17 protein-coding genes are annotated in these 23,993 nt (G+C 68.9%); 11 read left to right on the forward strand and 6 right to left on the reverse strand.

From position 1 onward, the window contains the following. The 5 genes from AB0G17_RS36240 to AB0G17_RS36260 form a co-directional block, all read left to right on the forward strand. Positions 1 to 354, forward strand: a 354-nt coding sequence (locus AB0G17_RS36240; protein WP_361392179.1) for a dihydrodipicolinate synthase family protein, incomplete at its 5' end; no start/stop codon positions are given. 2 nt (positions 355 to 356) lie between these two features. Beyond that, positions 357 to 1,358, forward strand: a complete 1,002-nt coding sequence (locus AB0G17_RS36245; protein ID WP_361392182.1) for a proline racemase family protein — start codon at positions 357 to 359, stop codon at positions 1,356 to 1,358. A 122-nt stretch (positions 1,359 to 1,480) separates the two neighbouring features. Continuing rightward, positions 1,481 to 2,407 (forward strand): ornithine cyclodeaminase family protein, encoded by a 927-nt coding sequence (locus AB0G17_RS36250; RefSeq protein ID WP_361392227.1) that lies wholly within the window; start codon positions 1,481 to 1,483, stop codon positions 2,405 to 2,407. Between the two features lie 41 nt (positions 2,408 to 2,448). Further along, positions 2,449 to 3,159 (forward strand): GntR family transcriptional regulator, encoded by a 711-nt coding sequence (locus AB0G17_RS36255; RefSeq protein ID WP_361392185.1) that lies wholly within the window; start codon positions 2,449 to 2,451, stop codon positions 3,157 to 3,159. A 144-nt stretch (positions 3,160 to 3,303) separates the two neighbouring features. After that, positions 3,304 to 4,851: an MFS transporter gene (locus AB0G17_RS36260; RefSeq protein ID WP_361392188.1), complete on the forward strand. Its 1,548-nt coding sequence runs from the start codon at positions 3,304 to 3,306 to the stop codon at positions 4,849 to 4,851. A gap of 101 nt (positions 4,852 to 4,952) precedes the next feature. On the opposite strand, the gene AB0G17_RS36265 is transcribed toward AB0G17_RS36260, so the two are convergent. Next, positions 4,953 to 6,479: a UDP-N-acetylglucosamine 1-carboxyvinyltransferase gene (locus AB0G17_RS36265; protein ID WP_361392191.1), complete on the reverse strand. Its 1,527-nt coding sequence runs from the start codon at positions 6,477 to 6,479 to the stop codon at positions 4,953 to 4,955. 366 nt (positions 6,480 to 6,845) lie between these two features. Between AB0G17_RS36265 and acnA the strand changes: the two genes are divergently transcribed. After that, on the forward strand, positions 6,846 to 9,560 hold the full coding sequence (gene acnA / locus AB0G17_RS36270) for an aconitate hydratase AcnA (protein WP_361392194.1): 2,715 nt from the start codon (positions 6,846 to 6,848) through the stop codon (positions 9,558 to 9,560). 95 nt (positions 9,561 to 9,655) lie between these two features. Here acnA and AB0G17_RS36275 read toward each other — a convergent pair whose 3' ends face one another. The 5 genes from AB0G17_RS36275 to AB0G17_RS36295 form a co-directional block, all read right to left on the reverse strand. Then, on the reverse strand, positions 9,656 to 10,573 hold the full coding sequence (locus tag AB0G17_RS36275) for a VCBS repeat-containing protein (RefSeq protein WP_361392198.1): 918 nt from the start codon (positions 10,571 to 10,573) through the stop codon (positions 9,656 to 9,658). A 216-nt stretch (positions 10,574 to 10,789) separates the two neighbouring features. Beyond that, positions 10,790 to 11,719 carry a VCBS repeat-containing protein gene (locus AB0G17_RS36280; RefSeq protein WP_361392201.1) on the reverse strand — a complete coding sequence of 310 codons (930 nt, stop codon included), beginning with the start codon at positions 11,717 to 11,719 and terminating at the stop codon, positions 10,790 to 10,792. Positions 11,720 to 11,990: 271 nt separating this feature from the next. Next, positions 11,991 to 12,974 carry a VCBS repeat-containing protein gene (locus tag AB0G17_RS36285; protein ID WP_361392204.1) on the reverse strand — a complete coding sequence of 328 codons (984 nt, stop codon included), beginning with the start codon at positions 12,972 to 12,974 and terminating at the stop codon, positions 11,991 to 11,993. A 218-nt stretch (positions 12,975 to 13,192) separates the two neighbouring features. Further along, a complete protein-coding gene (locus AB0G17_RS36290; protein ID WP_361392207.1) occupies positions 13,193 to 14,197 on the reverse strand; it encodes a VCBS repeat-containing protein in 1,005 nt (334 codons plus the stop codon). Positions 14,198 to 14,346: 149 nt separating this feature from the next. Next, complete coding sequence (locus AB0G17_RS36295) at positions 14,347 to 18,198, reverse strand: GH92 family glycosyl hydrolase (protein ID WP_361392210.1); 3,852 nt, start codon at positions 18,196 to 18,198, stop codon at positions 14,347 to 14,349. Positions 18,199 to 18,728: 530 nt separating this feature from the next. Between AB0G17_RS36295 and ngcE the strand changes: the two genes are divergently transcribed. The 5 genes from ngcE to AB0G17_RS36320 all read left to right on the forward strand — a co-directional run. Continuing rightward, entirely contained in the window at positions 18,729 to 20,180 is a 1,452-nt protein-coding gene (gene ngcE, locus AB0G17_RS36300) for an N-acetylglucosamine/diacetylchitobiose ABC transporter substrate-binding protein (protein ID WP_361392213.1), read from the forward strand. Positions 20,181 to 20,238: 58 nt separating this feature from the next. Next, on the forward strand, positions 20,239 to 21,165 hold the full coding sequence (locus AB0G17_RS36305; protein ID WP_361392216.1) for a sugar ABC transporter permease: 927 nt from the start codon (positions 20,239 to 20,241) through the stop codon (positions 21,163 to 21,165). Continuing rightward, entirely contained in the window at positions 21,162 to 22,076 is a 915-nt protein-coding gene (locus AB0G17_RS36310) for a carbohydrate ABC transporter permease (protein WP_361392219.1), read from the forward strand. The genes AB0G17_RS36305 and AB0G17_RS36310 overlap by 4 nt, the downstream gene beginning before the upstream one ends. Before the next feature lie 217 nt (positions 22,077 to 22,293). Then, a complete protein-coding gene (locus tag AB0G17_RS36315; protein WP_361392221.1) occupies positions 22,294 to 23,493 on the forward strand; it encodes an ROK family transcriptional regulator in 1,200 nt (399 codons plus the stop codon). 120 nt (positions 23,494 to 23,613) lie between these two features. Then, the coding region (locus tag AB0G17_RS36320) for a substrate-binding domain-containing protein (protein WP_361392224.1) at positions 23,614 to 23,993 on the forward strand (380 nt) is incomplete at its 3' end.

Consider the following 23,993-nt stretch of genomic DNA (forward strand, 5'->3'; position numbering starts at 1 on the left):
GCCCCCGACCTCGACCTGCTGATCGGCGCCGACGACGTCCTGCTCGAACTCGCCCTCGCCGGCGCCGTCGGCTGGATCGCCGGATACCCCAACGCGCTGCCCGCCGCCTCCGTCACGCTCTACCGCGCGGCCGTCGCCGGCGACCTGGAGAGCGCGCTGCCGCTCTACAAGTCGCTGCACCCGCTGCTGCGCTGGGACTCCAAGACCGAGTTCGTGCAGGCCATCAAGTTGTCCATGGACATCGCGGGCCGTCCCGGCGGCCCCGTCCGCCCGCCGCGCGCCGCACTCGCCGGGGACCAGGAGTCCGCGGTCCGCGCGGCCACCGAGAAGGCACTCGCGGAAGGACTCCGCTGACCATGCGCACACGTCACGTCTACCACGCCGTCGACTCGCACACCGAGGGCATGCCGACCCGGGTGATCACCGGCGGAGTCGGTGTCATCCCCGGCGCCACCATGGCCGAGAAGCGGCTCCACTTCCTTGACCACCTCGACGACCTCCGCACGCTGCTGATGTACGAGCCGCGCGGCCACGCCTCCATGAGCGGCGCGATCCTCCAGCCGCCCACCCGCCCCGACGCCGACTACGGCGTCCTGTACATCGAGGTCTCCGGGCTGCTGCCGATGTGCGGTCACGGGACCATCGGCGTGGCCACCGTGCTGGTGGAGACCGGCATGGTGCCGGTGACCGAGCCGGTCACCACGGTCCGCCTCGACACCCCCGCCGGCCTGGTGAGCGTCGATGTGCGGGTGGAGGACGGCGAGGCGAAGTCCGTCACGCTCACCAACGTGCCCTCCTTCTGCCTCGGGCTCGACCGCAAGGTGGAGGTGCCGGGCCACGGCACGGTCACCTACGACATCGCGTACGGCGGTAACTTCTACGCCTTCGTCCACCTCGACGACCTCGGGCTGCCCTTCGACCGGGCGCGCAAGGACGACCTGCTCGCCGCCGGACTCGCGATCATGGACGCGATCAACGCCGTCGACCGGCCGGTGCACCCCGAGAACCCGGAGATCGGCGGGGTGAAGCACGTCTACCTCACCGCGCCGGGCTCGGACGCGGTCCGCTCGCGGCACGCCATGGCGATCCACCCGGGCTGGTTCGACCGCTCGCCGTGCGGCACCGGCACCTCCGCCCGGATGGCGCAGTTGCATGCCCGGGGCGAACTGCCGCTCCACCGCGACTTCGTCAACGAGTCCTTCATCGGTACGGAGTTCACCGGCAGGCTCGTCGAGGAGACCACGGTCGGCGGGCTCGTGGCGGTGGTGCCGACGGTGACCGGCCGCGCCTGGATCACCGGGACGGCCCAGTACTTCCTGGACCCGGCGGACCCCTTCCCGGCGGGCTTCCTGCTGTGAGGGGGCCTGGAGAAGTGCTTGACGGGGGCCTCGCCCGGACCGGCGCGGCCCTCGCCGCGACGGGCCCGGACCCCGCCCCGACCGGTCCGGACCTCGCCGCGACCGCTGCGGGCCTCGACCTGATCGGCGCGGAGGAGATCGCACGCCTGCTCACGCCCGCCGCGGCCGCCGAGGCGGTGGCGGGCGTGCTGCGCGGCGGGTTCGACCCCGAGTCGGATCCGCCGCGCGTCAACCTGCCGGTCGCGGCGGGGGAGTTGCTGCTGATGCCCGCAGCCTCCGGGGCGTACGCGGGGGTGAAGATCGCAGGCGTCGCCCCGGCCAACCCGGCGCGCGGCCTGCCCAGGATCACCGGCAGCTATCTGCTCCTGGACGGCGCGACCCTGCTCCCGCTCGCCCTCCTGGACGGCGCGGCCCTGACGACCCTGCGCACCCCGGCCGTCTCCGCCGTCGCGCTCGCGCACCTGGCGGCGCCGGACGCCGCCCGCCTGGTCCTGTTCGGCGCGGGCCCGCAGGCGTACGGACATCTGCGAGCGGCCCTGGCCGTACGGGAGTTGAAGTCCCTCACCGTGGTCGCCCGCAGCCCCGAGGCCGTCGAGGCGCTGGTGGCCTACGCCCGTACGCTGGGCGTGGAGGCGCGGGGCGGCGCCCCGCAGGACGTCCGCGACGCCGACCTCGTCATCTGCTGCACCACCGCGCGCGACCCGCTGTTCGACGGGCGCCTCGTCGCGGACGGGGCCACCGTGGTCGCGGTCGGCTCGCACGAGACGGGCGCCCGCGAGACCGATACGGCGCTGGTGCGGCGCTCCGCGGTGTACGTGGAGTCGCGGGCGGCGGCGCTGCGCGAGGCGGGGGACCTGCTGATCCCGCTGAACGAGGGGGCCATCGGGCCCGGTCAGATCACGGGCACCCTCGCCGAGCTCGTCAGCGGGCGGGCCCCCGTCGCACCCGACCGCCCCCGCCTCTTCAAAAGTGTGGGCATGGCCTGGGAGGATCTGGCCGTGGCGGCGGCCTTGCACCGTGCACGGTGCCACCCGACAAGGGCAACATGACATTGTACGCTGAGCCTCCGCGGATTCACGGAGGAAGTGCCATGGGCGACCTGAAGCAGCGCAATCTCATCACGGCTCAGGAACGCCTGCGCGACCAGGTCGCCCATGCCCTGCGCGCCGCCCTGGTCGCCGGTGAACTCCGCCCCGGCAACATCTACTCCGCCCCGGGGCTGGCCGCCGACTTCGGCATCTCGGCCACCCCGGTCCGCGAGGCGATGCTGGACCTGGCCCGCGAGGGACTCGTCGAACCCGTACGCAACAAGGGTTTTCGCATCACCGAGGTGAGCGAGCGCGACCTTGACCAGTACACCGAGCTCCGCGCGATGATCGAGGTGCCCACCGTCGGCAAGGTGACCCAGCTGGCCACCGTGGAGCAGCTGGAGGAACTGCGGCCCGTCGCCGAGGAGATCGTCGCCCACGCGCGCGACCACAACCTCATCGGCTATCTCGACGCCGACCGCCGCTTCCACCTCCAGCTCCTCGGCCTCGCCGGGAACGAGCGGCTCGTCGAGACCGTCGGCGACCTGCGCAAGCGCTCCCGGCTCTACGGGCTGACCAGGCTCGACGAGCGCGGCCAGCTCATCTCGTCCGCCGAGGAGCACATCGAGCTCCTGGACCTGATGGTGGCGGGCGACGAACGGGCCGCCGAGGAGTGCATGGCCCGCCACCTCGGCCACGTCCGCTCGCTGTGGGCGCAGGCCCGCGAGGAGCCCGTGGAGCCGCGCCCCAAGCGCACGCTGGGCAACCGCTGACCTGCACACGGTGACGACTGCGGGGCGGCGGCGGGCCGTTGGGGTGGCCGGGATGTGATCGACTGGTGAGGCCCAGGGGCCGGGCTTAGTGTCGAGAGGTGGACGGGACCGTCCACTGTCCCTCGTGCGAGGGCAAGGTCCGCCATGACGAGTTCGCAGCCGACACCCACGACCGACACCGCCGCCCCCGACCGCGGAGGCGGCGGCAAGGGCATCGCGCTCCTGGTCATCGCCTCGTGCCAGTTGATGGTGGTACTCGACATCACCATCGTGAACATCGCTCTCCCACACATCCAGAAAGCCCTGGACTTCTCCACGACCAGCCTGGCCTGGGTGGTGAGCGCCTATACGCTCACCTTCGGCGGGCTGCTGCTGCTCGGCGGCCGCACCGGCGACATCCTCGGGCGCCGGCGGGTCTTCGTCTTCGGCGTCATGCTCTTCGCGATCGCATCGCTGCTGGGCGGACTCTCCCAGAGCTCCGGCCAGTTGCTGGCCGCACGCGCCCTCCAGGGCGTCGGCGGCGCCATCGCCTCGCCGACCGCGCTGGCCCTGATCACCACCACGTTCACCGAAGGCCCCGAGCGCAACCGGGCGTTCGGTGTCTTCGCGGCGGTCTCCGCGGGCGGCGGCGCGATCGGCCTGCTCACCGGCGGCATCCTCGTCGAATGGCTCGACTGGCGCTGGGTGTTCTTCGTCAACGTGCCGATCGCGGCGCTGATCGTGATCGCCACGCCCCGGCACATCAAGGAGTCCGAGCGGCATCCCGGCCACTTCGACTTCGCCGGCGCGCTCACCTCGACCCTCGGCATGACCGCGCTGGTCTACGGCTTCATCCGCGCCGCCCAGGAGGGCTGGCGCGATCCGTACACACTGGGGTCGTTCGGCGCCGCGGTGCTGCTGCTCACCCTCTTCTACCTGGTCGAGCGGCGTTCGGAGCGGCCCATCACCCCGCTGCACATGTTCGCCGACCGCAACCGCGCCGGCACCTACGGCATCATGCTGAGCCTCGCCGCCGCGATCTTCGGCATGTTCTTCTTCCTCACGCTGTTCGTGCAGAACGTGCTGGGCTTCAGCCCGCTGAAGGCCGGACTCGCCTTCCTGCCGGTCAGCGCTGTCATCGCGGTGGGCGCGGGGATCGCCTCGCAACTGCTGCCGAAGTTCGGCCCCAAGCCGTTCATGGTGACCGGGTCGGTGCTGGCCGCGGCGGGGCTGTCCTGGCTGACGCTCACCGACATCCACTCCACGTACGCGGGCAGCATCCTGGGGCCGATGCTCATCTTCAGCCTCGGCATGGGCCTCAACTTCGTGTCGCTGACACTGATGGCCGTCTCGGGCGTGCCTGTCCACGAGACGGGCGCCGCCTCGGGCATGCTCAACGCCACGCAGCAGGTGGGCGGCTCGCTGGGGCTGTCCATCCTGGTCACCGTCTTCGGCACGGCCAGCCGCAACGAGGCGACCGACCAGGTGCCGAAGTTCCTGCACCAGGCGACCCCCGCCCAGCGCCTGATGTTCCAGCACACCGGCAAGCTCCCGCGCCCCTGGAGCGACCAGGTGCTCGCCTCCGGGGTCTCCACTGCCTTCATCGTGGCGGCGATCTTCGCGATCGTGGCCGCGGTGATCGCCCTGCTGGCCATCCAGGTCCGCCCGGCGGACCTGGAACGCCTCCAGGGCGGCGTGACCCCCGGTCCCTGAGGCCGCCCGGCGGGGACGATCTCAGGGGCCGGGGACCGGGGACCGGGGACCGATGGCCGGACGTACGGGACCAGCCGCCGCACGGTCTGGGGGATTTGCCGCTAGATGTCCCGGAAGATCTCGATCTGCGCGCCCACCGAGTTGAGGCGCTCCGCCAGATCCTCGTACCCGCGGTTGATCACGTACACATTGCGCAGGACCGACGTGCCCTCGGCCGCCATCATCGCGAGCAGGACCACCACCGCCGGGCGCAGCGCGGGCGGGCACATCATCTCCGCCGCGCGCCAGCGGGTCGGGCCCTCGACGAGCACCCGGTGCGGGTCGAGGAGCTGGAGGCGGCCGCCGAGGCGGTTGAGGTCCGTGAGGTAGATCGCACGGTTGTCGTAGACCCAGTCGTGGATCAGGGTCTTGCCCTGGGCCACCGCCGCGATCGCCGCGAAGAACGGCACGTTGTCGATGTTGAGCCCGGGGAACGGCATCGGGTGGATCTTGTCGATCGGCGCCTCCAGCTTGGAGGGGCGGACCGTGAGGTCGATCAGCCGGGTGCGGCCGTTGTCGGCGGCGTACTCGGCCGAGCGGTCGTGGTCCAGGCCCATCTCCTCCAGGACCGCGAGCTCGATCTCCAGGAACTCGATCGGCACCCGACGGATCGTCAGCTCCGACTCGGTGACCACGGCGGCGGCGAGCAGGCTCATCGCCTCGACCGGGTCCTCGGACGGCGAGTAGTCGACGTCGACGTCGATGTTCGGCACGCCGTGCACGGTCAGGGTGGTGGTGCCGACGCCGTCGACCCGTACGCCCAGCGCCTCCAGGAAGAAGCAGAGGTCCTGGACCATGTAGTTGGAGGAGGCGTTGCGGATGACGGTGACGCCGTCGTGGCGGGCGGCGGCCAGCAGCGCGTTCTCGGTCACCGTGTCGCCGCGCTCGGTCAGGACGATCGGGCGGTCCGGGGCGGTCCGCGTCACCTCGGCGTGGTAGATGCCCTCGGTGGCCGTGATGTCCAGGCCGAAGCGGCGCAGCGCGATCATGTGCGGCTCGATGGTGCGCGTACCGAGGTCGCAGCCGCCCGCGTACGGCAGCCGGAAGCGGTCCATGCGGTGCAGCAGCGGGCCGAGGAACATGATGATGGAGCGGGTCCGGCGGGCGGCCTCCGCGTCCATGCCGTCCAGGTCGAGCTCGGCCGGGGGCACGATCTCCAGGTCGACGCCGTCGTTGATCCAGCGGGTGCGCACGCCGATGGAGTTGAGGACTTCGAGGAGCCGGAAGACCTCCTCGATACGGGCCACCCGGCGCAGTACCGTACGGCCCTTGTTGAGGAGCGAGCCGCAGAGCAGCGCCACGCAGGCGTTCTTGCTCGTCTTGACGTCGATGGAGCCGGAGAGCCGGCGCCGGCCGACCACCCGCAGATGCATGGGTCCGGCATAGCCGAGCGAGACGATTTCGCTGTCGAGTGCTTCACCGATGCGGGCGATCATCTCAAGGCTGATGTTCTGGTTCCCGCGCTCGATACGGTTCACGGCGCTCTGGCTCGTGCCCAGAGCCTCGGCCAACTGCGTCTGTGTCCAGCCCCGGTGCTGACGGGCGTCACGGATGAGCTTGCCGATGCGTACGAGGTAGTCGTCTGACATGGCGGCAGGTTATCTCACATATGAGATGAGATTCCTGTTGGGGTGCGCCGTCAGGGTGAGGGCTGTGTGAAGCACCGTCACTTTCAGGGTCGGGCGGTACGGGTGCCGGGGCAACCGGAGTGCATCCGTCCGGGGGCCTCGCGGATGGCCCGCGTGCGCGTGCGGGGCGTGCCCGCGCATGACCTGCGGCCGCCCATGTACTAGAGTTATCTCGACATCGAGATATCTGCCGAGGCGCACCGCGGCCGCACGCCATCGTCGAAGGTGGCGGTAAGGGTGACCTAACTTAGCCTTACCTTAGCGGATTGGCTATCCAGCGTGACGGCAGGATGCGGTGGAACGCGCACATATATGAAGGAGACTGTCGTGTCGGCGAACAGCTTCGACGCCCGCAGCACGCTGCAGGTGGGCGACGAGTCGTACGAGATCTTCCGGCTGGACAAGGTCGAGGGCTCCGCGCGCCTCCCTTACAGCCTGAAGGTCCTGCTGGAGAACCTGCTCCGTACCGAGGACGGCGCGAACATCACCGCCGACCACATCCGGGCGCTCGGCGGCTGGGACTCCCAGGCGCAGCCCAGCCAGGAGATCCAGTTCACGCCGGCTCGCGTGATCATGCAGGACTTCACCGGCGTGCCCTGTGTCGTCGACCTCGCCACCATGCGTGAGGCCGTCAAGGAGCTCGGCGGCGACCCGGCGAAGATCAACCCGCTGGCCCCGGCCGAGCTGGTCATCGACCACTCCGTGATCGCGGACAAGTTCGGCACGAAGGACTCCTTCGCGCAGAACGTCGAGCTGGAGTACGGCCGCAACAAGGAGCGCTACCAGTTCCTGCGCTGGGGCCAGACCGCGTTCGACGAGTTCAAGGTCGTCCCGCCGGGCACCGGCATCGTCCACCAGGTCAACATCGAGCACCTGGCCCGCACGGTCATGGTCCGGGGCGGCCAGGCCTACCCCGACACCCTCGTCGGCACCGACTCGCACACCACCATGGTCAACGGCCTCGGTGTGCTGGGCTGGGGCGTCGGCGGCATCGAGGCCGAGGCCGCGATGCTGGGCCAGCCGGTCTCGATGCTCATCCCGCGCGTCGTCGGCTTCAAGCTGACCGGCGAGCTGAACCCGGGCACCACCGCCACCGACCTGGTCCTCACGATCACCGAGATGCTGCGCAAGCACGGCGTCGTCGGCAAGTTCGTCGAGTTCTACGGTGAGGGCGTCGCCGCCACCTCGCTGGCCAACCGCGCCACCATCGGCAACATGTCGCCGGAGTTCGGCTCCACCGCCGCGATCTTCCCGATCGACGGCGAGACGCTGAAGTACCTGCGTCTGACCGGCCGTGACGAGCAGCAGGTCGCGCTCGTCGAGGCGTACGCCAAGGAGCAGGGCCTCTGGCTCGACCCGGCCGCCGAGCCCGACTTCTCCGAGAAGCTGGAGCTCGACCTCTCCACGGTCGTCCCCTCCATCGCCGGCCCCAAGCGCCCGCAGGACCGCATCGTCCTGGCCAACGCCGCCGAGCAGTTCGCCCAGGACGTGCGCAACTACGTCGAGGACGACGACGAGGCGGGCAAGGAGTCCTTCCCGGCCTCCGACGCCCCGGCCTCCGCCAACGGCGTCCCGAGCCGCCCGACGCTGGTCACCGCCGCCGACGGCTCGACGTACGAGATCGACCACGGCGCCGTCACCGTCGCCGCGATCACCTCCTGCACCAACACCTCGAACCCGTACGTGATGGTGGCCGCGGCCCTCGTCGCGAAGAAGGCGGTCGAGAAGGGTCTGTCGCGCAAGCCCTGGGTCAAGACGACCCTGGCTCCCGGCTCGAAGGTCGTCACCGACTACTTCGACAAGGCCGGCCTGACCCCGTACCTGGACAAGATGGGCTTCAACCTCGTCGGTTACGGCTGCACCACCTGCATCGGCAACTCGGGCCCGCTGGACGAGGAGATCTCGAAGGCGGTCAACGAGCACGACCTCGCGGTCACCTCGGTGCTCTCCGGCAACCGCAACTTCGAGGGCCGGATCAACCCCGACGTCAAGATGAACTACCTGGCGTCCCCGCCGCTGGTCGTCGCGTACGCCATCGCGGGCTCGATGAAGGTCGACATCACGCGTGACGCCATCGCCACCGACGCCGACGGCAACCCGGTCTTCCTGAAGGACATCTGGCCCACCGAGGCCGAGGTCAACGACGTCGTGGCCAACGCCATCGGCGAGGACATGTTCAACAAGTCCTACCAGGACGTCTTCGCGGGCGACGCCCAGTGGCAGGCGCTGCCGATCCCGACCGGCAACACCTTCGAGTGGGACCCGCAGTCCACCTACGTCCGCAAGCCCCCTTACTTCGAGGGCATGCAGATGGAGACGACCCCGGTCGCCGACATCACGGGCGCGCGCGTCCTGGCCAAGCTGGGCGACTCGGTCACCACCGACCACATCTCCCCGGCCGGCGCGATCAAGGCCGACACTCCCGCTGGCAAGTACCTCACGGAGCACGGCGTCAACCGCCGTGACTTCAACTCCTACGGCTCGCGCCGTGGCAACCACGAGGTCATGATCCGCGGCACGTTCGCCAACATCCGCCTGCGCAACCAGATCGCGCCGGGCACGGAGGGCGGCTTCACCCGCGACTTCACGGTCGACGGCGCGCCGGTCTCCTTCATCTACGACGCCTCCCAGAACTACCAGGCCGCCGGCATCCCGCTGGTCATCCTGGCGGGCAAGGAGTACGGCTCGGGCTCGTCCCGCGACTGGGCCGCCAAGGGCACGGCGCTGCTCGGCGTCAAGGCCGTCGTCGCCGAGTCCTACGAGCGCATCCACCGCTCGAACCTCATCGGCATGGGCGTCCTCCCGCTCCAGTTCCCGGAGGGTGCCACGGCCTCCTCCCTCGGCCTGACCGGCGAGGAGACCTTCTCCATCACCGGCGTGACCGAGCTGAACGACGGCACGACGCCGCGCACGGTGAAGGTCACGACGGACACGGGCGTGGAGTTCGACGCGGTGGTCCGCATCGACACCCCCGGCGAGGCGGACTACTACCGCAACGGCGGCATCATGCAGTACGTGCTGCGGAACCTGATCCGTAGCTGAGGATCTGGCTCTGCCGGCACGGCAGAAGGGCCGCACCCCGTCTCCGGGGTGCGGCCCTTCGTCATGCGCGGCGCTTCAGAGAAGAGCCGGTCGGATCAGAACAGCAGGCGGTACGTGTTCCAGCCGCCGGTGCCGATCATCACGCGGGACTTGTACGGAGCCGCCGCGTTGCCCGTGCCCGAGTAGCGCCACAGGGTGCCGTCGTTGCCGCGGGCGATGAGGTCGGTCTTGCCGTCGTAGTCGACGTCGCCGGTGGAGACGAGGGTGTTGTACGTGTTCCACCCACCACCGATCTTCGTGCGGCCCTCGAAGGGGGCCTTGTAGTTGCCGGTGCCCTTGTAGAGCCACAGCGTGCCGTCGCCGCCGCGCGCCACGATGTCGGCCTTGCCGTCACCGGTCAGGTCGCCGTTGCCGGCGATCTGGGTGTACTGACCCCAGCCGCCGCCGACCTTGTAACGGGACGTCAGCTTGCCGTCGCCGTAGCCGAGGTAGATGTACAGGTTGCCGCTGCCGTCGCGGGCGAGCAGGTCGCCCGCGCCGGCGCCGCCGAGGTTGCCCACGGACCAGATGTGGTTGTAGGTGTTCCAGCCGCCGCCGACGGTGAACTCGCCGACGTCCCACATGAAGTAGCGGAGGTAGCCGTCGGAGCTGCGGTACCAGATGCCGTCCGAGTGGCCGTCACCGTTGTGGTCGACCTGGGTGAGGTCCTTCTCGGTACCCCAGTTCTCACCGGACTTCACGCGGGCACCGAGGCCGCCCTTGCCGTCCGGCGCGTAGCTGTACAGGTAGCCGTTGCCGGCGAAGCCGTAGAGCGCGTTCCGCGTGGTGTCAGCGACCGCGGACGAACGCAGGCCGGCCGGGGCGTGTGCCTTGGCGGCCCCGTCCTTGGCGGACTTGACGGGATTCTCGGCCGCGACAGCGGAAGCACCCGTCGCGACGAGCCCGGCGGTGATCGCCGCGGCGGTGAGGCGCGCGGCTATGCGTCCACGCTTACGGCCAGAAGTCTTGGCCACGTATTTCTCCATGGAGTTGTTGAGACATGGCGTGCCACACGACGTGCGGCCCGCCATAGGATCAACGAGATCGTTTCACGGGTTTCTCACATCTTCCAAACAGGTTTGTGCGGGAATCGTCACGGCCGGTTGACGGCGCAGCCGGAGACGCCGAAGGGCCGCACCGCCGAAGCGGTACGGCCCTTCGTCACGTCAGACGTGAGGTACTACGGTCGATCAGAAGAACAGCCGGTACGTGTTCCAGCCGCTCGTGCCGATCTGCACGCGGCCCTGGTACGGGGCAGCGGCGTTGCCGGTGCCCTTGTACAGGTACAGCGCGCCCGCGGCGTCGCGGCCGATGAGGTCGGCCTTGCCGTCCAGGTCGATGTCGCCCGGAGCGAAGATCGCGTTGTAGGTGTTCCACCCACCGCCGATCTTCGTGCGGCCCTCGAAGGGGGCCTTGTAGTTGCCGGTGCCCTTGTAGAGCCACAGCGTGCCGTCGCCGCCGCGCGCGACGATGTCGGCCTTGCCGTCACCGGTCAGGTCGCCGTTGCCGGCGAGCTGGGTGTACTGGCCCCAGCCGCCGCCGACCAGGTAGCGGGACGTCATCTTGCCGTCGCCGTAGCTCAGGTAGAGGTACAGGTTGCCCGAGCCGTCGCGGCCGAGGAGGTCACCGGCGCCCGCGCCGCCCAGGTTGCCCGGGGACAGCAGCGTGTTGTAGGTGTTCCAGCCGCCACCGATCTTGAAGGGGGCGCTACCGTCGTTCTTGGCGTAGTACAGGTTGCCGTTGTAGTCCCCCTCCCAGACACCGTCGGGAAGCGAATCGGCGTCCTGGTCGACCTGGTTGACCGTCTTGATGCCGTCCCAGCCCGTGTCCACGGGCGTGCGCGACTCGAGACCGCCATTGCCGTCGGGGGCGTAGGAGTACACGCCGCCCGACTTGTCGATGCCGTACAGCCCGAACACCGGCGCGTCGCCCACGTCCGACGCCTGCGCCTTGGCCAGCGCGCCCTTGGCCGGCTTGGCCGCGGGGGCCTTGAACGCCTTCGCCGAGGGGTTGTCGGCGGCGAACGCGGAGGCGCCCGTGCCGACGAGGGCGGCGGTAACCGCCGCGGCAGCGAGACGGGAAGCTATCCGTCCACGCTTACGGCCAGAGATCTTGGCCACGTATGTCTCCATTGGTCGTGATTGAGACGTGGTGCGGCTCGGGTGTCGAGCCGCGTCACGAGTTCAGCGGAATCGTTTCACGACTCCTTTACCTGTCAACCCGCCCACCGCCAAAGGGGACCAAGACAACAGCTCATTCTTGACCCTTGTTCATCCGCCGTACCCCGAAAACGCCCGAAAGGGCCGCATTTCCCAAACGGGAAGGCGGCCCTCCGGTCATCCGTCATCCGTCATCCGTCGGCCGTCGGCCGTCCGCCGTGCGGAGAAGGCGTCAGAACAGCAGCCGGTACGTGTTCCAGCCGCCGTTGCCTATCTTCACGCGCGGCTTGTACGGGGCGGCGGCGTTGCCGGTGCCCTTGTAGAGCCACAGCGCGCCCGCCGCGTCGCGGCCGAGCAGGTCGGTGGTGCCGTCCAGGTCCACGTCGCCCGAGGAGACGAGGGCGTTGAAGATGTTCCAGCCGCCGCCTATCTTCGTGCGCGGCTCGAACGGGGCCTTGTAGTTGCCGGTGCCCTTGTAGAGCCACAGCGTGCCGTCGCCGCCGCGCGCCACGATGTCGGCCTTGCCGTCGCCCGTGAGGTCGCCGTTGCCCGCGAGCGCCGTGTACTGGCCCCAGCCGCCGCCCACCTTGTAGCGCGAGGTGAGCGTGCCGTTGCCGTACCCCAGGTACAGCCACAGCGTGCCGGACGAGTCGCGACCGAGGAGGTCGCCGGCGCCCGCGCCGCCCAGGTTGCCCGGGGAGAGCAGGGTGTTGTAGATGTTCCAGCCGCCGCCGACCGTGGTGTTCTCCAGCTCGGCGTACGGCTCGTACGTCATCGTGCCCTTGGCGTCCCACTTCCAGCTGCCGTCCACGGCGCCGTCGGCGTCGTTGTCGACCTGGGCGCCGTTCTTCACGCCGCCCTGGCCCTCGTCCAGCGGCATCCGGGGCGAGAAACCGCCCTCGAAGTCCGGCACATAGGCGTAGCTGTTGCCGGAGCGGTCCACGCCGATGAGCGGGAAGACCGGGTAGGCGCCGTTGGGGTCGCCGTCCGCCTTCGTGACGCCGTGCCTGGCGGCGGCGCCCTTCGCCGCGGCGTGCGCGGCGGCCTTGGCGGCGGCTGCCTTCACCGACGCCTTGGCGGACGTGGAGGCGGACGGGGTCGGGTTGTCGGCCGCGAACGCGGAGGCGCCGGTGCCGACGAGGGCGGCGGCAACCGCCGCGGCAGCGAGACGGGCGGCGGCTCTCCGCCCACGCGTACGGCCAGAAGTCTTGGCCACGTATCTCTCCATTGAGTCGATGAGCCATGACGCGGCACCGGGCACGCCTGTGAACCGTGCGCCGGGATACGTCACGCGATCATCGAGATCCTGACACAACTCCTTTACATGTCAATCTGTTTGAGTGCGGAACCGCGACAGAGGGTGGACGCAGGAGCAACGGAAAGGGCCGCACCCCCTTCCGGGAGTGCGGCCCTTTCGCGCAACAGGTCAAGGCATCAGAAGAACAGCCGGTACGTGTTCCAGCCGCTCGTCCCGATGTTCTTGCGGCCCGCGAACGGCGCCGCCGCGTTGCCCGTGCCCGAGTAGCGCCACAGGGAGCCGTCGTTGCCGCGCGCGATGAGGTCGGTCGTGCCGTCCAGATCGAGATCGCCCATCGAGAACAGGGCGTTGTACGTGTTCCAGCCGCCACCGATCCTGGTGCGGCCCTCGAACGGGGCCTTGTAGTTGCCCGTTCCCTTGTAGAGCCACAGCGTGCCCGACGCGTCGCGGGCGACGATGTCGGCCTTGCCGTCGCCGGTCAGGTCGCCGTTGCCCGCGATCTGGTTGTACGTGTTCCAGCCGCCGCCGACCTTGTAGCGGCTCGCCACCTTGCCGGTGCCGTAGCCCAGGTACACGTACAGCGTGCCCGTGGTGTCGCGGGCGAGCAGGTCGCCGGCCGCCGCGCCGCCCAGGTTGCCGGGCGAGACCACCAGGTTGTACGTGTTCCAGCCGCCGCCGACCGTCCACGGGGTGTCGGAGTCGTCCGGGGCGTAGTACATCGTGCCGTTCTTGTCCCACTCCCACCAGCCGTCGGCGTACCCGTCGGCGTCGTGGTCGACCTGGGTCGTCCACTTGATGGCGTCCCAGCCCGTGTCGATCTTGGCGCGCGGGCTGAGGGCGCCGCCGCCGTCACGGATGTAGCCGTACAGCGTGTTGGCGCGGTCCGCGGCGAACAGGTCGTACTGCGGCGCCTCGGGGCTGGGCGCGGAGGACACCGCGCCGGAGCGCGCGAGCGCCGACCCGGACGGCGCCGAGGTGGCGGCGGTGTACGGCTTCGGCGGGTCGACCGCGACGGCCGCGGTCGCACCGGCGCCGACGAGGGCTGTGGCGGCCACGGCGGCGCCGAGCCGGGAGGCTATCCGGCTCCGCTTGCTGCCGGAAGCCCCGGAACTTCCGGAAGTCTCGGAAGTTCCGGCGGTCCCGGGATCCTTGGCCAGATTCTTGGCCACGTAGTTCTCCATGATCCATGAGGCTCAGATGCGACGTGGCGCGCCTCAGCAGACGAGACGCGCCACGGGTTTCACCGGAATCTTGCCATGACTCCTTTACATGTCAATCGGCTTGAGGTAAAAGCAGCCAACTCGATACGTGAGCCCGCCCGCTGGGGCTCTCAGCGCAGCAGCTCGATCTCCGCCAGCGTCGCCGCTCCGCCCGTCGGCACCAGCCGGTAGTGCGCGTACGAGCCGGGCCGGGCCACGCCGAACACCCGGGTCTGCTTGTCCCAGGCGAAGGACTCACCGGAGCGCCTGTCCAGATCGACCCACTTCGTCCCGTCCGAAGACCCCTGGAGCACCCACCCCTTGGGGGCCTTCGCGCGGTCGGCGGACGTCAGGGTGTACCGCACCGCGCGCGTGGGCGAGGCCACCGGCAGCTCGACGGAGTCGAAGGTGCCCGCCGTCGCCGAGGTGTCGTCGAAGAGCGGGCCGCTGCCCGAGAGCGCGTCGGCCGGCGGCGTGGGCACCTTGTCGTCGTGCGTGATCGACACCGGCGCCGCCTTCTCACCCGTGCCCCAGGCCGAAGGCCGCGGCCCCATCGCGAAGTCCAGCGTGCCGCCCCGGGCCAGCAGGGAGTGGGGGAGCGCGGTGGAGGTCCAGGCCTTGCCGTTCACCTTCAGCGACTGGACGTAGAGGTTGCGGGAGCTGTTCTTCGGAGCGTTGACCACCAGGTCGCGGCCGTTCTCCAGATGCACGGTCGCCTTGGTGAACAGCGGTGAGCCGATGGCGTATTCGCCGCTGCCCATCACCAGCGGATAGAACCCGAGCGCGGAGAACAGGTACCAGGCCGACTGCTCGCCGTTGTCCTCGTCGCCGTGGTAGCCCTGGCCGATCTCGCTGCCCGTGTAGAGGCGGTTCATGACCTCGCGGACCTTCTCCTGCGTCTTCCAGGGCTGCCCGGCCGCGTCGTACATGTACGTCACGTGGTGGGCGACCTGGTTGGAGTGGCCGTACATGCCCATCCGCACGTCACGCGCCTCCGTCATCTCGTGGATGACGCTGCCGTACGAACCCGCGAAGTCGGGGGAGGCCGTCTCCGGGGTGGCGAAGAACGCGTCGAGCTTCTTCGCCAGACCGGCGCGCCCGCCGTAGAGGTTGGCGAGCCCGCGCGAGTCCTGCGGGGCGGTGAACGCGTAACCCCAGCCGTTGGTCTCGGTGTAGTCGTACCCCCACACCCGCGGGTCGTACGTGCCGCTCGGCACCCGCCACTCGCCCTTGGCGTCCCGGCCCTGGAAGAACCCGGGCGCACCCGCCCCGGCGCTCGCCGCCTGGGGGTCGAAGAGCTTCACGTAGTTCTGGGCGCGGCCCAGGAAGTACGCCGACTCCTCCTTGTAGCGCGACTTGCCCGTCTTCTTGTAAAGCGCCTCGCCCATCTTCGCCAGGCCGTAGTCGTTGAGGTAGCCCTCCAGGGACCACGAGAGGCCCTCGTGCGTGGAGGTCGGGGTGTAGCCGAGGAAGGGCGAGGTGTCCATGCCCTTGCGGCCGACCCCCGCGGACGGCGGGGCGACGGTCGCGTTCTTCAGCGCGGCCTCGTAGGCCGCCTCCCCGTCGAACTTCACGCCCTTCACATACGCGTCGGCGAAGGCCACGTCCGAGCTGGTCCCGGTCATCAGGTCCGCGTAGCCGGGCGAGGACCACCGCGAGATCCAGCCGCCGTCCTTGTACTGCTGGACGAACCCGTCGACCATCTCGCCCGCCCGCCCCGGGGTGAGCAGCGAGTACGCGGGCCACGTCGTGCGGTAGGTGTCCCAGAACCCGTTGTTGACGTACACCTTGCCGTCGACGATCTTCGCGCCGGTGTGCGCCGGGGTGTCCTGGCCGGTGCCGGGGGAGAAGGGGCTGGCGTACTGGTTCCTGGAACCGACCTTCTCGAAGCCGGAGTTCGGGTAGAGGTAGAGCCGGTAGAGCGAGGAGTAGAGCGTCGTCAGCTGGTCGTGGCTCGCGCCCTCGACCTCGACCCGGCCCAGGATCCTGTCCCACGCCTGGCGTGCCCGGTCCCGTACGCGCTCGAAGGACGTGCCGGGCGGGATCTCGGCGGCGAGGTTCGCCTTCGCCTGGTCCACACTGATGAGTGAAGTCGCGAGCCGCAGGGTGACAGTGTGGTCCTTGCCGGGCCTCAGTCGCAGATAGCCGGTGACGTCCGCGCCGCCGCCCCCGGGCAGCTTGCCGCCCGCGGAGGCCGGCGCGTCGAGGACGCCGTAGACGAAGAGCCTGGTGGCGCCCTCGGACAGACCGCTCTTCACATCGGAGTAGCCGGTGAAGGAGGAGGTGGCCGGGTCCAGGGTGAGGCCGCCGTTGTTGTTGACGTTGTCGAAGACGACGCTCGCGTCGTCACCGGGATAGGTGAACCGCATCGTCGCGGCGTGGTCGGTGGGCGCCATCTCGGCCTTGAGGCCGTTCTCGAAGGTGACGCCGTAGTAGTACGGCTTCGCGCTCTCGTTCTCGTGCCGGAACGGCAGCGCGCGTGCGGTGCGCGAGGCGTCCGGGGCGCCGGCGGCCGCCGACGGCATCAGCTGGAAGGTCTGCCGGTCGCCCATCCAGGGGCTCGGCTCGTGGCTGGCCGAGAGCGCCTGGAGGGTCGGCAGGTTGTCGGCGTTGTTGCGCCGCGCGTAGTCGTACAGCCAGTCCTGCGAGCCCGCGTTGGTCACCGGGGTCCAGAAGTTGAACCCGTTGGGGACAGCCGTCGCCGGGAAGGTGTTGCCCCGCGAGAAGGAGCCGCTGGAGTTGGTCCCCCGGGTGGTGAGCGCGTAGTCGGCGAGGTGGGCCAGACGCTTCTCGGGCTTCTTCGGGGCGATCGCGAGGTCGTCGATCCAGCCCTGGAACTTCGCCGGGCCCTTGGGCGAGTCGTACGCCACCAGGATCCGGTCCGCCGTCTTGCCCGCCGCCACCGCCCCGATGCGCGAGGTCACCTGGTTCCACTGGTTGACGTAGAGCGTCTTCGCCGCGCCCTGGCCCTGCGGGGTCAGCAGGCCGCCGTGCGCGTCGATCGCCTTCAGGTCGCTCAGATAGGTGCCGTCGGTGAAGGCGAGGTCCACCGACACGTTCGTGGCGGGATAGCCGAGGTCGGTCTCCGGCATCGACGGGAAGATCTTGTAGTCGAGCACGGTGTCCCGGCCGATCCGGGTGTCCACGTCGAAGATCTTGTTGTACGAGTAGGCCCGCCCGTCCGCCTTGTGCGTACCGGCGTAACGCAGAGCCCTCTTTCCGGTGAATCCTGCGTTGGCCTTGGCGGTGGGCGAGCCGCCGGGGCCGCGGTCCGCCAGCGTCAGCATGTCCGGGGGAACCGGCGTGCTGGTGTCCCCGTTGGAGAACTGCACATCGGCCAGCTGGGTGATGTCCGCTCCGCCGTTACGGGTGATCTCCAGGCGGTAGTGCGCGTACGCCGTGGAGCCCGCGAAGTCGTACGTCTTGGTCTGGAAGCGCGAACTGAACGTTTCACCCGAGCGGGTGTTGAGCGTGGTCCAGGTGCTGCCGTCCGCCGAGCCCTTCAGCGTCCAGTCCTTGGGGTCGCGGGGTGCCGCGTCATTGGCCGAGGTCAGCGCGTAGGTGACGACCTTGACCGGGCTGTCGAGATCGAACTCCAGCCAGGCGGTGGGCTGGAAGGCGAGCCACTTGGTGCTCGGCTGGCCGTCGACGAGGTTCTCCTTCACCTCGCCCGAGCCGTCGTTCTCGGCGCTCGCCCGTACCGCCGTCACCCTGTCGGTGACGTTGCCCGGTATGCCGCTGGTGAATCCGCCGTCGACGCCCGACGTGCGTTTCCTCCCGTCCGGGCCCGTATCCACGGTGTTGCGCCAGTCCGGCTGAGGCTGGCCGGATTCGAACGACGTACGGAACTCCTGGCCGGTCGAGGTGGGTTGCGCCGAGGCCACCTGGGCCGACGCGGCCCACTGGGCCGTCACCACGAGCAGGAAGGAGGCCGCCGCGAGGGCGGCCGCCGGCCCTTGTCGGAGCCGGGATCTGGGCAGCATGCGGGGCCTTTCTGTTGGCGGGCGCATGACAGACCGAGCCCCGGCGGTGACTGGGGGCGGGCCGGTCATACGATCTGGACAACGTTGTCAGGGAGAAAATGCAGGATCCAGTAGGAAGGCAAGTCGTAGGCGGTGTCAAGGGCGTTGAAGGCGAATGGCCTGGGCGTTTCGGGGCGCCGCGAGAGTGTCGCGGGGGTCCGGCCCACCGCGCTCCGCCATCAGATATCCAGGAGGTCTCAACTCGGGAAAGGATGCCGTCCAACCGTGCTTTCGATCTTGCTCAGTTGACGGAAAGTGGACTATACCTGTCGGCGTCCGCTCCGCCGGGAAACCGGCGGGCTCGGGGGACGGGGGACGTCGGGGAAGCAACGGCACGTCATCCTCCGCAATGTCCGACGTATCCGCTGCGTACCCTGCACTACCCAAGCTTCAGCACAACTGACCGCGGTGGCGGGGCCCTTCGCCTGCAGGCGATTTGGTACGGGCGACCGGTACACCGCCTGAGTCCTGGAGAAGGCGAGGACTTGAGCATGGGATCCACCTCCGCCCACGACAGCAATGAGGGCCTGGGCCGTCGCGATCTGATCAAGCGGTCCGCGGCGCTCGGTCTGATCACCGTTCCGGCGATGGGCTTCCTGTCCGCCTGCGCGAGCGGCGACAGCGGCAGCGACAAGAAGGTAGAGAAGGGCACCAAGTCCGACAAGAACCCGCTCGCGGTGAATGAGTCGGCCCCGCTCGACGTCGTCATCTTCGACGGCGGTTTCGGCACCAAGTACGCCACCGACGCGAACGCCGTCTACCAGAAGGCCTTCCCGAAGGCGAAGATCAGTTTCCACAAGACCCAGAAGATCCAGTCGGAGCTTCAGCCCAAGTTCAATGGCGGCACCCCGCCGGACCTGATCGACAACTCGGGCGCCGAGCAGATGGACATGGGCGTCCTGGTCGGAAAGAGCCAGCTCACCGATCTGACCCCGCTCCTGGACGCGCCCTCCATCGACGACCCGAACAAGAAGGTCCGCGACACGCTGCGGCCCGGCATCGTCGAGATGGGCCAGTTCGACGGCGACCAGTGCTGGATCTTCTACTACGCGTACACCGTGTACGGCGTCTGGTACTCGCAGACCGCGCTCGACAAGCTCGACGCGAAGTACCCGGAGACCTGGGACGAGATGCTCGCCCTGTGCGAGAAGGCCAAGAAGCAGGGCATCGCGGGCTGGACCTATCCGGGCAAGTACCCGTACTACCTGCCGTTCTCGCTTTACCCCTTCATCGCCAAGATCGGCGGCCGCGAGGTCCTGGACGCCATCGACAACCTGGAGCCGAAGGCCTGGGAGCACCCGGCCGTCAAGGCCGCGTTCGAGGCGTACTACGAGCTCTTCAAGAAGGGCTACATCCTCCAGGGCACCCCGGGCATGACCCACATCCAGTCGCAGACCGCCTGGACCAAGGGGCAGGCGCTGTTCATCCCGAACGGCTCGTGGGTGGAGAACGAGGCCGCTCCCACCACGCCCAAGGACTTCAAGATGATGGTGGGCGCCCCCTCCAGCCTGGACGGCAACGACAAGATGCCGTTCGGCACCATCTGGGCGTCCGGCGGCGAGCCCTTCATCGTCCCGGCCAAGGCGAAGAACCCGACCGGCGGCATGGAGCAGCTGCGCATCATGCTCAGCGAGGCCTCCTCGAAGAACTTCACCACCCAGGTGAAGTCGCTCTCCGCCTTCAACGGCGGCACGGACGGCCTGGCCCTGTCGACGGCCCTGCAGTCCGGTGTCGACGCGCTGAAGAAGGCCGGCACCAACGTCGTCAACCCGCGGCTCCAGGACTGGTACGTGAAGCTCCAGAAGGAGCAGATCGGTGTCGCCGGTCTCGGTGAGATGATGGCCGGCCGCGCCACCCCGGCCGAAACCATCAAGAAGATCCAGGGTTACGCCGACAAGGCCGCCCAGGACCAGAACATCAAGCACTACAAGCACAAGAAGTAGCGGCAGTGGTCAAGCGTCTCCAGCGGCGGCACCCGCTAGAAGATCGGGGTCGGTAACCATGCAACACGGCAAGTACCGGTTCATCGTGGGATTTCTGGTACTCCCACTGGCGTTGTACTCACTCTTCGTCATCTGGCCGTTCGTCCAGTCCATCTACTACTCGTTCACGGACTGGACCGGTCTGAGCCCGGACTTCAAGATGGTCGGCTTCGACAACTACAAGCGGATGTTCGACGACGACATCTTCTGGAAGTCGTTGCGGCACAGTCTGCTGTTCGTCCTGCTGCTGCCGCTGGTGACGCTGGGCCTCGCGCTGTTCTTCGCCTTCATGCTCAATGTCGGCGGGCGGCGCCGAAAGGGCGCCGCCATTGCCGGAGTGCGCGGCTCCGGCTTCTACAAAATCGCGTATTTCTTTCCCCAGGTACTCTCGATCGCGATCGTCGCCCTGCTCTTCCAGTTCGCGTACAACCCCAACAACGGTGTGATCAACTCCGCGCTCAAGGGGGTCGGTCTCGGAAGCGTCCAGCCGAACTGGCTGGGTGATCCGGATCTGGCGCTGTACTGCGTGATGGCTGTGCTCGTGTGGTCCACGGTCGGATTCTTCGTGGTGCTGTTCTCGGCCGGAATGGCGTCGATCCCCAGGGACTTCTACGAGGCGGCGCTGCTCGACGGGGCCAGCCGTTTCACCACGTTCTTCCGGATCACTCTGCCGCTGCTCTGGGACACCGTGCAGTCCGGCTGGGTCTACATGGGCATCCTGGCGCTGGGCGCCGAGGCGTTCGCCTCCGTGCAGATCATGACGGTGGGCCCGGGCGGGCCCGACTACTCGACCACGGTCCTGCCGCTCTACGTCTATCAGTCGGCGTTCCGCGACGGTCAGGCCGGATACGCGACCACGATCGGTGTCGCGCTGCTCGTCGTCACGCTGCTGTTCGCGGCGGTCGTGATGCGACTGGGCCGGCGCGAGCGGCTGGAGTTCTCATGACCACTGACACCTCACCCGCCGACCTCGCCGAGGAGCGCCCGCCCGTGGCCAAGCAGGCGGCACCCGTGAAGAAGGAGAAGAAGAGCGAGGGCGCGGTCCTCAACGTCTTCTCGCACGGCGTGCTCGTCCTGTGGGCGTTCATGGTCGTCATCCCGCTGCTCTGGGCGTTCATGGCGTCCTTCAAGGACGACAACTCGATCCTGTCCACCCCGTGGGCCCTCCCGGACAAGCTGCACTTCGACAACTGGTCGCGGGCCTGGACGCAGGCCCATATGAGCGACTACTTCCTCAACACCATCCTGGTGGTGGGCGGCTCGCTCATCGGCACGCTGCTGCTCGGCTCGATGGCCGCCTATGTGCTGGCGCGCTTCGACTTCCCCGGGAACCGGTTCATCTACTACCTGTTCATCGGCGGGATGAGCTTCCCGATCATGCTGGCCCTGGTGCCGCTGTTCTACGTGATGAACAACCTGAGCCTGCTGAACACGACGCACGGGCTGATCCTGGTCTACATCGCCTACTCACTGCCGTTCACGGTCTTCTTCCTCACCTCGTTCTTCCGGACGCTGCCCACCTCGGTCGCCGAGGCGGCCATGATCGACGGCGCCTCGCACACCCGTACCTTCTTCCAGGTGATGCTGCCGATGGCCCGTCCGGGTCTGATCAGCGTGGGCATCTTCAACTTCCTGGGGCAGTGGAACCAGTACATGCTGCCGACGGTCCTCAACACGGACCCGGACAAGCGGGTGCTCTCCCAGGGCCTGGTCGAGCTCGCGACCAGCCAGGGATACAAGGGCGACTGGTCCGGCCTGATGGCGGGCCTGGTGATGGCGATGCTGCCGGTGCTCGCCGCGTACATCGTCTTCCAGCGCCAGGTCGTCGCCGGACTCACCGCGGGAGCACTCAAATAGCGGTACGTCACGCTCCGTATCCACCACGGGACCGCCCGTCGGCGACACGCCGACGGGCGGTCCCGTGCTATGTCCCACGGCTCAGGTCTTGACGGGAGACAACCCGAAAGGCTCAGCTTAGAGTTCACATGTTGGAGATAGGGCGGGGCCTCAAAGCTGCGGCTCCGTGCGGGGGCGGCCGTCGTGCCGCCTGCCTACGGCAGGAGTGGATGAGTCGATGGAGACTCCGGGGTCGCAGACGTCATTGCACCGGGCCAATCTGGAGCGGGTCGTACGCGCGGTGCGCATGGCGGGCTCGCTCACCCAGGCCGAGATCGCCAGGACCACGGGGCTCTCCGCGGCCACGGTCTCCAATATCGTTCGGGAACTGAAGGACGGCGGAACCGTCGAGGTCAGACCCACCTCGGCGGGTGGCCGACGGGCCCGCAGCGTCTCGCTCAGCGGCTCCGCGGGCATCGTCATCGGCGTCGACTTCGGCCACACCCACCTGCGCGTCGCGGTCGGCAACCTGGCCCACCAGGTGCTCGCCGAGGAGGCCGAGCCGCTGGACGTGGACGCCTCCTCTGCCCAGGGCTTCGGCCGGGCGGAAGAGCTGGTCAACCGGCTGATCGCGGCCACGGGCATCGGCCCGGACAAGGTCATCGGGGTGGGCCTGGGCGTGCCCGGCCCCATCGACGTCGAGTCCGGGACGCTGGGCTCCACGGCCATCCTGCCGGGCTGGACCGGCATCAACCCCCGCGAGGAGCTCTCGGGCCGCCTGGGCGTGCCGGTGTACGTCGACAACGACGCCAACCTGGGCGCGCTCGGCGAGCTGGTGTGGGGCAGCGGGCGCGGGGTCAAGGACCTGGCGTACATCAAGGTGGCGAGCGGTGTGGGCGCCGGTCTGGTGATCGACGGGCAGATCTACCGGGGCCCGGGCGGCACGGCCGGCGAGATCGGGCACATCACCCTGGACGAGTCGGGCCCGGTGTGCCGCTGCGGCAACCGCGGCTGCCTGGAGACCTTCACCGCCGCCCGGTACGTCCTGCCCCTGCTCCAGTCCAGCCACGGGGCCGATCTGACCATGGAACGCGTGGTGCAGCTGGCCCGTGAGGGCGACCCGGGATGCCGCCGTGTCGTCGCGGACGTGGGCCGCCACATCGGCAGCGGTGTCGCCAACCTCTGCAATCTGCTCAACCCCAGCCGGGTGGTGCTCGGCGGCGATCTGGCGGAGGCTGGGGAGCTGGTCCTGGGGCCCATCAGGGACTCCGTGTCGCGGTACGCCATCCCCAGTGCGGCGCGCCAGCTTTCGGTCCTTCCGGGTGCCCTGGGCGGCCGCGCCGAGGTGCTCGGCGCGCTGGCTCTGGTACTGAGTGAAATGGGCGATTCGACCCTGTTGGAGAGTGCTCTGCCTGCCGGGGCTCCTGCCTTCACTTAGATAACGGATGGCACCGTTGTCATCTCGTTAAGGATTTACTCCTTGACGGTGGCCCTGCAGCCGAGTTGACTTCCAGCCACCTCGGCCGCAACGTCGCGGCCTCGTCAGGGAGGTTCCAGAATGAACACGCGTATGCGTCGTGCCGCCGTGGCCGTGGCCGCCACCGCGATGGCCGTCTCTCTTGCCGCCTGCGGAAGCGCCAAGGAGTCGGGCGACAAGACCACGGAGTCGACCGGCTCCAAGAAGGGCGACGCGATCAAGATCGGTCTGCTCCTGCCGGAGAACCAGACCGCGCGTTACGAGAAGTTCGACAAGCCGCTCATCGAGAAGAAGGTCAGCGAGCTGACCAACGGCAAGGGCCAGGTCGTCTACGCGAACGCGAAGCAGGACGCGACGACGCAGACGCAGCAGGTCGACACGATGATCACCAACAAGGTCGACGCGCTGATCGTGGACGCGGTGGACTCGAAGGCGATCGCGGGCGCGATCAAGAAGGCCAA

This window comes from Streptomyces sp. NPDC023838 (assembly GCF_040639555.1).
Classification (GTDB): Bacteria; Actinomycetota; Actinomycetes; order Streptomycetales; family Streptomycetaceae; genus Streptomyces.